This window comes from Kitasatospora sp. LaBMicrA B282 (assembly GCF_050325825.1).
Taxonomy (GTDB): Bacteria; Actinomycetota; Actinomycetes; order Streptomycetales; family Streptomycetaceae; genus Kitasatospora.
Window position 1 is genome coordinate 1 of sequence record NZ_JBNQTI010000264.1, and the last position, 7,890, is coordinate 7,890.

Genomic DNA, 7,890 nt, shown 5'->3' on the forward strand with positions numbered 1-7,890 from the left:
TTCCGATCTCCCGGCGCCGCGCCCGACGCCCCCGCCGGCGCCCACCCCGGTGCGGCCCACCCCGCCCCCGCCGCCGAGCCCGGTGCCCGTGCCGGCGTCGCCCACGCTGCCGCCGTTGCCGTCGCCGAGCCTGCCGCCGGTGCCCACGCCGGTGGTCCCTGCGCCCGTGGTCCCGACCCCGGTGGTGCCCACGCCGAGCCCGGTGCCTACCGTGCTGCCGACTCCGGTCCCGACCCTGCCGGCGACCACCGGCTACTGGATGGACGAGCTGCCGTTCAGCAAGGGCTCGGACCGGGTACCGCCGCCGGGCCCGTCCATCGACCGCCGGGACAGCAGCGGCTGGCTGCTCCAGCGCGGCGACCTCTGGCTGGCCGGTGACCGCTACCCGCACGGGATCAGCATGCACGCGCCGTCCACCGTGACGGTCGACCTCAACCGGGCCTGCACCGCCTATGACGCGGTGGCCGGGCTGGACGACCTGACCGTGGCGCCGGGGGCGGTGCGGTTCACCGTCACCGGGGACGACGGGCAGTCGCTCTGGTCCTCCCCCGCACTGCGGGCCGGCGACCAGCCGGTGACCGTGCACGTCCCGCTGACCGGGCAGCACCGGATCCGGCTGGTGGTCACCCCGGTCGACGGCTGGTGGACCGGCGGCAACATCGCGGACTGGGCGAGCGCGGTCGTCACCTGCTGACGGCGGTGGTGCCGGCTCTCAGCGCCGCCGACACCACCGGTCCGACCGCCCGCGCCGCCGGTCGGACCGCCCGGAACACCGGTCAGACCGCGCAGGCCCCGTCCGCGCAGGCGGCGTCGTCCGCACCGCCCGCCTCGGCCTGCCGGTCGGCGGCCACCTGCTCCAGCACCCGCAGGAAGGTCTCCGCCTCCTGACCGCCCTGCACCGCCCAGCGGCCCTCGAAGACGAAGGTGGGCACCGCGCTGATCCCCAGTTCCCGCGCCTGCGCGAGCTGTTCGCGCACCTCGGCGGCGCCCTCCTCGCCCGCCAGGTAGTCGACCACCCGCTGCCGGTCCAGCCCCGCCGCCACCGCGACCTCGGTGAGCGCGGCCCGGTCGCCGACGTCCACCCCGTCGCTGAAGTGCGCCTTGAGCAGCGCCTCCTTCAGCTCGCCCTGGACGGCGGCACCGTACTCGGCCTCGGCCAGGTGCAGCAGCCGGTGGCCCAGGAAGGTGTTGGCGTGCAGCGCGGCGTCGAAGTCGTACGCGATCCCCTCGGCCCGGCCCAGCTCGGTGACCCGGTCGTCCATCGCCCGCGACTGCGGCCCGTACCGCTCGGCGAGCCAGGCGCGGTGCGGGCCGGCGGTGGCCGGCGCGTCCGGGACCAGCTGGTACGGCCGGAACACGACCTCGACCGCCTCCCGGCCCTCGAAGCGTGCCAGCGCCTGGTCGAAGCGGCGCTTGCCGATGTAGCACCAGGGGCAGGCGATGTCGCTGTAGATCTCGACCTTCATGGCGGAACGGCTCCTGTCGTTGATCAGATGGAAGTCGGCTGGGATGAGGACCGGACGAAATGAGGACCGGACGAGCAGAGTGAACCGAAATGTCCGACTCGGCATTCCCGGTGCGGGCGTCCGTTTCCCGGTGCGGGCGTCGGCCGCACTGGCTAGGGTGTGAGGCCGACCGAGGGGAGTCGTGGCCATGGCGGACACGTTCGAGGAGTTCGTCACGACGGCACTCGGCCGGCCGCCGCTCCCCTTCCAGTGCCGACTCGCCGAGCAGGGCCTGCCCGGGCTGCTCCAGGCCCCGAGCGGCGCCGGCAAGACGACGGGCACCGTGCTCGCCTGGCTGTACCGCCGGCTGATCGGCGCGCCCGAGCGGACCCCGCGCCGCCTGGTCCTCGTCCTGCCGACCGGCGCGCTCGCCCGACCCACGGCCGACCGGATCCGCGACTGGCTGGTCCGGCTGGAGCTCACCGACCGGGTCGGGCTGCACCTGCTGGCCGGCGCCACCGCCCCGGAGGGCGGCTGGCGGCGCCACCCGGAGCGGACCGAGATCCTGGTCGGGACCCAGGACCTGCTGCTCAGCCGGGCGTTGATGCGCGGCTACGCCGACCGGACCCGGATCGCCGCCGTCTCCTTCGCGGTGCTGCACAACGACGCGCAGTGGGTCTTCGACGAGCTGCACCTGTTCGACCCGGCGGCCGTCGCCACCGCCGTCCGGCTGCAGCGCTGGCGCGATCGGCTCGGGACGGCGGCACCGACCGCCACCCTCTGGCTGAGCTCGACCCAGGACGGCCGGGGGGTGGACGGGCCGCTGCTGGCGGTCGACCCGGCGGCGGGGGCCGAGGGGGACTGGGCGGGGGCGGCCGCGGTGCGGCGGATCCGGCGGTTGTCGCTCGCGGCCACCGACCCCTACCCCACGGAGCTGGCCCGCGCGGTCCGGGCCGCCCACCGGCCCGGCACCCGGACCCTGGTGGTGGTCCACACCCCGGCCCGGGCCCGCGCCCTCCAGCTGGCCCTGGCCGCGACCGCCGACGGCACCGCCGCGCGCCCCGCCCCGGTGCTGCTGCACCCCCACCACCGCGCCGCCGACCGGCCCGAGCCGGGCGACCTGGTGGTGGCCACCCCGGCCGTGGCCACCGAGCTCGAACTGTCCGGCCGCACCGTGGTCACCGAACCGGGTGGGTGGAGTGCGCTGGTCCGGCTGGCCGGCCGCTGCAACCGGTACGGCGAACACCCCGAGGGCGGCGACCTGTTCTGGTGCAGCCCGCCCGAGGGTGGCGGCGACCCGGCGGTCCGGGCCTGGCTGACCGCGCGCGAAGGGGAGGCGGTGCGGGCGGACCAGCTCTTCGCGGCGCCGATCACCGAGGACCGGGCGCCCGCGGCGGAGCCGGCGTTGGCCGAGCTGCTGGAGCTGTTCGACACCGCGACGGCCGAGCAGGGCCGGGCCACGGTCGACCGCTGGACCGGGGCCGTGGCGGACGCGGCGGCGCTGGTCGCCTGGCGGGACTGGGCGACCGAGCCCGCCGCCCCGGAAAACGCCCCCAAGGCCCCCGACGCCCCCGGCACGCCGGCCGGGACCGCCGCCGGCCCCGCCGGTGGTCCCGCCGCGGACGAGCCCGACCCGGGCCGCGCCGAGCTCTGCCCGGTCCCGCTCACCGAGCTCGCACCGCTGCTCGCCGAGCGGGGCTGGCTGCGCGACCGCAGCGACGGCCACTGGCGCCGGGCCACCCCCGCGGACCTGCGCCCCGGCATGATCGTGCTGCTGGACGCCGCGGGCGGCGGCTACCTGCCGGACGTCGGGTGGTCCCCGACCGACCGCACCCCGGTGACGGTGGCCGGCGGACCGCCCGCGCCGACCTGGGCCTTCGCCTGCACCTCGTGGGTCGGCCTGGACCAGCACCTGCAGGAGACCGCCGAGGAGGCCGAGGCGCTGCTCGCCGCACTGGGCGAACCGATCGGCGCCGAGCTGCGGGAGGCCGTGGTGCGCGCCGCCCGGTACCACGACCTCGGCAAGTGCCACGAGGTGTTCCAGCGCCGGGTGCACGCCGGCGGCGGGGAGCCGCCGGCCGGTCTGCTGGCCAAGTCCAAGGCCCCGTTCAACACCGGGGTCTCCGAGCGGCCGTACTTCCGGCACGAGTTGGTCAGCGCCCTGATGCTGCTGGCGGACGGCACCGACTTCCTGGTGACCTACCTGGCCGCCGCGCACCACGGGAAGGTGCGCCTCGCCGCCCGGCCCGGCCCCGACGAGGCACCGCGCCTGCTCGGGGTCGAGGACGGCGACCGCACCCCGGAGGTGGTGCTCTCCACCGGCGAGCGCTTCGCGCCGCAGGTGCTGCGCACCGATGCCTTCCGGCCGGACGGCCAGTGGACCGCCCGGGCCACCGCGCTGCGGGACCGCGCGGACCTCGGCCCGTTCCGGCTGGCCTACCTGGAGTCCCTGGTGCGGCTCGCCGACTGGCGCTCCAGCGGCCGCCACGACGGCCCGGTGCCGTCGGGGCCGGCGTGACGGTGCCCGGACGGTGCTCGCCGGGCGCTCGACCGGCCGTCCACGAGTGGTCGAGGACGACCGGTCAACAGCTCAGAATGGCGGCAGCAGGACCAGCAGCAGACCGAGAATGATCACCACGGCGGCGATCGAGACCACGTAGGCCGCCGCGCGGTGCGGCGCATTGGGGAAGTCCGGTTCGTCCTCCCCCGCCCGCAGCAGCACGCAGGCCACCAGCTCGTGTGCGAACCCAGTGAGGTCGGTCTGCTCGATTTCCTGCTGTTCGGTCATGTGGGATGAGCCAATCGACGGAGGGCGTCGGCGAGTTGCGCGCACTTCGGCGGATGCCGGAAGAAACACCGGACCAGGATGGCGCCCAACCGGTCGGCCTGCCGCCGGCCTTTCGCCCATTCCCGAATGTCCAGATGTGGCGTCAGGACCCAGGTTGACGGTGGGTAGGTAATCCGTCAACGTCACGAACACGATTTGCGTTTGACGACAGCTGATGATCATTTGGCAGCGTTTTACGAGCTACCGCGACTGCCTTTGCCCGCCAGTCCGACAATCTCTGCCCGGCTACCGACCGAGCTCCCGCCCAGCGGGACCCGACCGGCGCTGCCCTCCCGGTCGGCCGCGATCAGGATCCGCCCGCGGCGGCCCCTCACTCCCCCGCAGGCCACTTTCCCGCCGGTCACTCCCCCGCCGGTGGGGCCGGGACCAGGAGCACCGGGCAGGCGGCGTGGTGGGCGGCGGCGGTGCTGACGGAGCCGAGGAGCAGGCGGGAGAAGCCGCCGTTGCCGCGGGTGCCGAGGACCAGGGTGTGCTGGCCGGGGGTGGCGGCGAGCAGCACGTCGACCACCTGGCCGAGCGCGACGTGCAGCGAGAGCGGGCCGGCGAACGGGCGGTCGCGGGCGCGCTCCACGGTGCCGACGGCGCGCCGCAGGCCGTCGGCCATGCCGGCGGTCAGGCGCTCGGTGCTCTCCTGGACCAGTTCGGCCAGGCCCGGCGGGTAGCCGCCGGGGGCGGGGTCGACCACGCCGAGCAGGTAGAGCGGCAGTTGGAAGCGCTCGGCCTCGGCCATCGCCCGGTGCAGCGCCCAGAGGGAGCCGTCGGAACCGTCGCAGGCCGCCAGCACGCCGGGCGGCAGCGGGGGGCCGGGCGGGGTGGTGGCGACGGGGAGGAGAGCGGGGCTGGTCACCGGTGGACCTCCTGCGGCTGGGGGCGTCGGCTGACCGGACGCGCCGACGGGGTGCTGACGTGGCGTCAGAGGGATGATCCGTCACCGCCGCCGCAAAGCCCGGCAGGCTCAGGCGAAGCGTGCTCCGGCCAGGGCGCGGCGTTGCGGCAGCGGGAGTCCGGTCCAGCAGGAGCCGTGCCGGCGGGCCTCGAAGCGGCGCAGCCAGAGTTCGGCGCCGACCAGGTCGGCGAGGCCGTCGAGGGCGCCCGGCGGGAGGTCGGCGTAGGGATCGGTGGCCAGCTGCAATGCGCGGCGCACCGCCGGCAGGTCGATCAGGCCGGCCTCGGCCAGCAGGGGAGCCCGGAAGAGCTCGGCGAGCGGGTCGGCGGCCGCCCGCAGCCCGGCCCGGGCGGCCTCGGCGCGGTCGGGGCGCGGGGTGCGGCCCCAGTCGGCTGGCAGGTCGGCGCGCCCGGCGCCGGCCAGCACGGCGCGCAGCAGGGCGGGTCGAGCGCCGGGCTGCAGCCGCAGGTCGGGGGGGAGCAGGCGGGCGGCGCGCAGCACCCGGTTGTCGAAGAACGGCGCGTGCACCCGCTGGCCGTGCTGCTCGGCGGCGTGCACCAGGGTGCGGTAGGCGGCGGCATGGTGGCGCAGGGCCAGCCGCGCCCGGCGCACGCCCGGGTGCAGCTCGGGCTCGGGGCCGCGGGCGGCGAGCCGCAGGCGCAGCGCCACGGCACTGCGCGCGTCGTCGGAGAGGTAGCGGGCGGCCGGGCCGGGGACGCACCAGCTCAGGTCGGCCACCGAGGAGGCGCCGGCGGTGAGCCCGGCCCCCGGTCGGCCGTCCGGGCTGACCCGCCCGCGACGGGCCGTCAGCTGCACGGCGGCGTCGTCCAGGGCCTCGGCGTACCCGCCGCGGGCCAGCCGGCGGGCCGCGCGCAGCACGCTGACCGGGGTGCGGACGGTCCCGGTGAGGGTGCCCGCGATGGCCCGGTCCACCCCGGCCAGCGCGGCGACGGGGGGCAGCAGTTCGCGCTGGCGGCCCTCGCGGATCAGGTCGGCGAGCCGGGCCGGGTGGCCGTCCAGCACCTGGCGGGCGCCGTGCCCGGTGAGGTGGTCGGTGCCGCCGGCGCGCAGCCGGGCGGCGGTGGCGGGGGCGATGACCAGGGCGCGGCCGGGCTCGTCGGTGAGCGGCCCGGTGGCCAGCTCGGCGTAGGGCAGGGTCTGCGGGGTGGCGGCCAGCACGGTGTGGCGCAGCCGGGGGCGGGCGGGGTCGTGCGGGGCCTCGGGGGTGGTGCGCGGGGACTCGCGGACGGTGACGGCGGCGAGCAGTTCGGGCTCGGGCGGTGCGGGTGCCTCGGCGCGCACCCAGGAGCCCTTGGTGGCGCCGGTGCGAGGGACCGTTTCTGCAGGCTGCGCCGGGTCGGCCGACCGGCCGGGCAGCTCGGCCAGGGCGGCCGGGTCGTGCGGCGCGGCCGAGGCGCCGGGCGTGGTCGGTGCGGCCGGCGCAGTCGGTGCGGGACTGATCGGCACGGCGGCCGCGAGCAGCGCCAGCGCGGTGGAGGCGGTGCCGTACGAGAGGTCCGCGCCGATCCGGGCCCGCTGCGGTCCGGGCCCGGGGACGGTCGGCGCGTTGCGCACCCGGAACCGGACGGCCTCCAGCAGCGTGCGGGTCAACTCCCGTACCGCCGGCGCCTCGCCGCCGTTCTGGCGCGGGACGCTGCCCGGCAGTCCCTCGTCGTCGTACTCGCTCAGCTGGGGGCGGCCGCCGCGGACGGCCAGGGTGTGGCCCGGCGGCACCCGGTGCACCCCGAGGTAGGGGGTGCCGGTGCCGAGCGCCTCGGGGGACTCGGGGCAGGCCAGGGCGGCGGCCAGGTGGCCGGTGTCCACCGGGGCGCCGACCAGGTCGGCGAGCGGCAGGCCCGCGGTGGCGTAGGCGGTGCCGCCGCACCACGGGGTGTGGAAGACGGGTTGCAGGCCGGCCAGGTCGGTGAGCAGCAGGGTGTTGCGGGTGCCGATCCGCAGCACCACGGTGTAGCTGCCGGGCCAGGTGGTCAGGTGGCGCACCGCGCCGCCGCGGGCGGCGACCAGGCCGGCGGCGAGCTCGTGGTCGGCGGCACCGCAGGGGCCGGCCACCAGCAGCCGGACCACGGCCTCGGTGTCCTGGCCGAGGTCGGCGCCCTGCGCGCCGCTGGTCACCTCGGGGTGGCGGCTGTGGGGGTGCAGCACGGCCTGCCGCAGTTCCGCGGGCCGCCAGTCGCCGACCGCCCAGAGCGGGTCGGGGCCGGTCCACAGCGGGGTCGCGGCCAGCGGCCGGACGGCGGCCAGCGCGTTGAGCGCCTGTTGCAGGGCGGCGCCGGTGCCCGGGTCGGGCAGCCGCCGGCGGGTGGCGGTCCGGGTGTTGGCCACGCTGCCGCTCCAGCCCGCCAGCCACCGCATCGCGCCTCCACCGGGTGTGGACCGTCCCTGGGACCCGCGGGACGCCGCGCGACCGGACAGCGGGGTGCGCCGGGGCGGAGCGGGTGCGGGCCGGGGCCGGTCCGACGATCCGCGTCGGGTCAGCGCGCGGTGGGCATGGTCGGACGGGCCCTGGGGACATGCTGCCACTGCGGGGCGGATCGCGGATGCCCGTGGGGTGTCGGGGAGTTCGGGTGATTCTGGGGAGGGACGGGAGATTCGGGACATCGGGGGCGCGGTTTCCGCACCAACGGGTCCTCGTCCCCGGCGCCCGGTGGAGTGCCGCGCGGGTCCGGGCCTTCCCCTCCACGGCCCGGGCC

At 77.4% G+C, this 7,890-nt stretch carries 7 protein-coding genes; 2 read left to right on the top strand and 5 right to left on the bottom strand.

The genetic code is table 11. The annotated features are described in order from the left end of the window. Positions 1 to 192: hypothetical protein (locus ACQRUO_RS37480; RefSeq protein ID WP_428320654.1), on the bottom strand; the 192-nt coding region annotated here is incomplete at its 3' end. Between the two features lie 10 nt (positions 193 to 202). Here ACQRUO_RS37480 and ACQRUO_RS37485 point away from each other — a divergent pair. Beyond that, entirely contained in the window at positions 203 to 694 is a 492-nt protein-coding gene (locus ACQRUO_RS37485) for an NPCBM/NEW2 domain-containing protein (protein WP_428320655.1), read from the top strand. An 82-nt stretch (positions 695 to 776) separates the two neighbouring features. Here ACQRUO_RS37485 and ACQRUO_RS37490 read toward each other — a convergent pair whose 3' ends face one another. Continuing rightward, complete coding sequence (locus tag ACQRUO_RS37490) at positions 777 to 1,466, bottom strand: DsbA family oxidoreductase (RefSeq protein ID WP_428320656.1); 690 nt, start codon at positions 1,464 to 1,466, stop codon at positions 777 to 779. Positions 1,467 to 1,653: 187 nt separating this feature from the next. On the opposite strand from ACQRUO_RS37490, the gene ACQRUO_RS37495 reads away from it, so the two are divergent. After that, positions 1,654 to 3,963: a CRISPR-associated endonuclease Cas3'' gene (locus tag ACQRUO_RS37495; RefSeq protein WP_428320657.1), complete on the top strand. Its 2,310-nt coding sequence runs from the start codon at positions 1,654 to 1,656 to the stop codon at positions 3,961 to 3,963. 72 nt (positions 3,964 to 4,035) lie between these two features. Here the strand turns inward: ACQRUO_RS37495 and ACQRUO_RS37500 are convergent, their stop codons facing one another. The 3 genes from ACQRUO_RS37500 to ACQRUO_RS37510 form a co-directional block, all read right to left on the bottom strand. Next, positions 4,036 to 4,233 (bottom strand): hypothetical protein, encoded by a 198-nt coding sequence (locus ACQRUO_RS37500; RefSeq protein ID WP_428320658.1) that lies wholly within the window; start codon positions 4,231 to 4,233, stop codon positions 4,036 to 4,038. 400 nt (positions 4,234 to 4,633) lie between these two features. Beyond that, positions 4,634 to 5,140, bottom strand: coding sequence for a universal stress protein (locus tag ACQRUO_RS37505; RefSeq protein WP_428320659.1), 507 nt, complete (start codon positions 5,138 to 5,140; stop codon positions 4,634 to 4,636). A 108-nt stretch (positions 5,141 to 5,248) separates the two neighbouring features. Beyond that, the gene (locus ACQRUO_RS37510; protein ID WP_428320660.1) at positions 5,249 to 7,552 is read right to left on the bottom strand and encodes an asparagine synthase-related protein; all 2,304 of its coding nucleotides are present in this window, start codon (positions 7,550 to 7,552) and stop codon (positions 5,249 to 5,251) included. Positions 7,553 to 7,890 lie beyond the last annotated feature (338 nt).

Coding starts and splice junctions, on each gene's coding strand:
- ACQRUO_RS37490 (WP_428320656.1), bottom strand. CDS start 1,466: ATGAAGGTCGAGATCTACAGCGACATCGCCTGCCCCTGGTGCTACATC.
- ACQRUO_RS37495 (WP_428320657.1), top strand. CDS start 1,654: ATGGCGGACACGTTCGAGGAGTTCGTCACGACGGCACTCGGCCGGCCG.
- ACQRUO_RS37500 (WP_428320658.1), bottom strand. CDS start 4,233: ATGACCGAACAGCAGGAAATCGAGCAGACCGACCTCACTGGGTTCGCA.
- ACQRUO_RS37510 (WP_428320660.1), bottom strand. CDS start 7,552: ATGCGGTGGCTGGCGGGCTGGAGCGGCAGCGTGGCCAACACCCGGACC.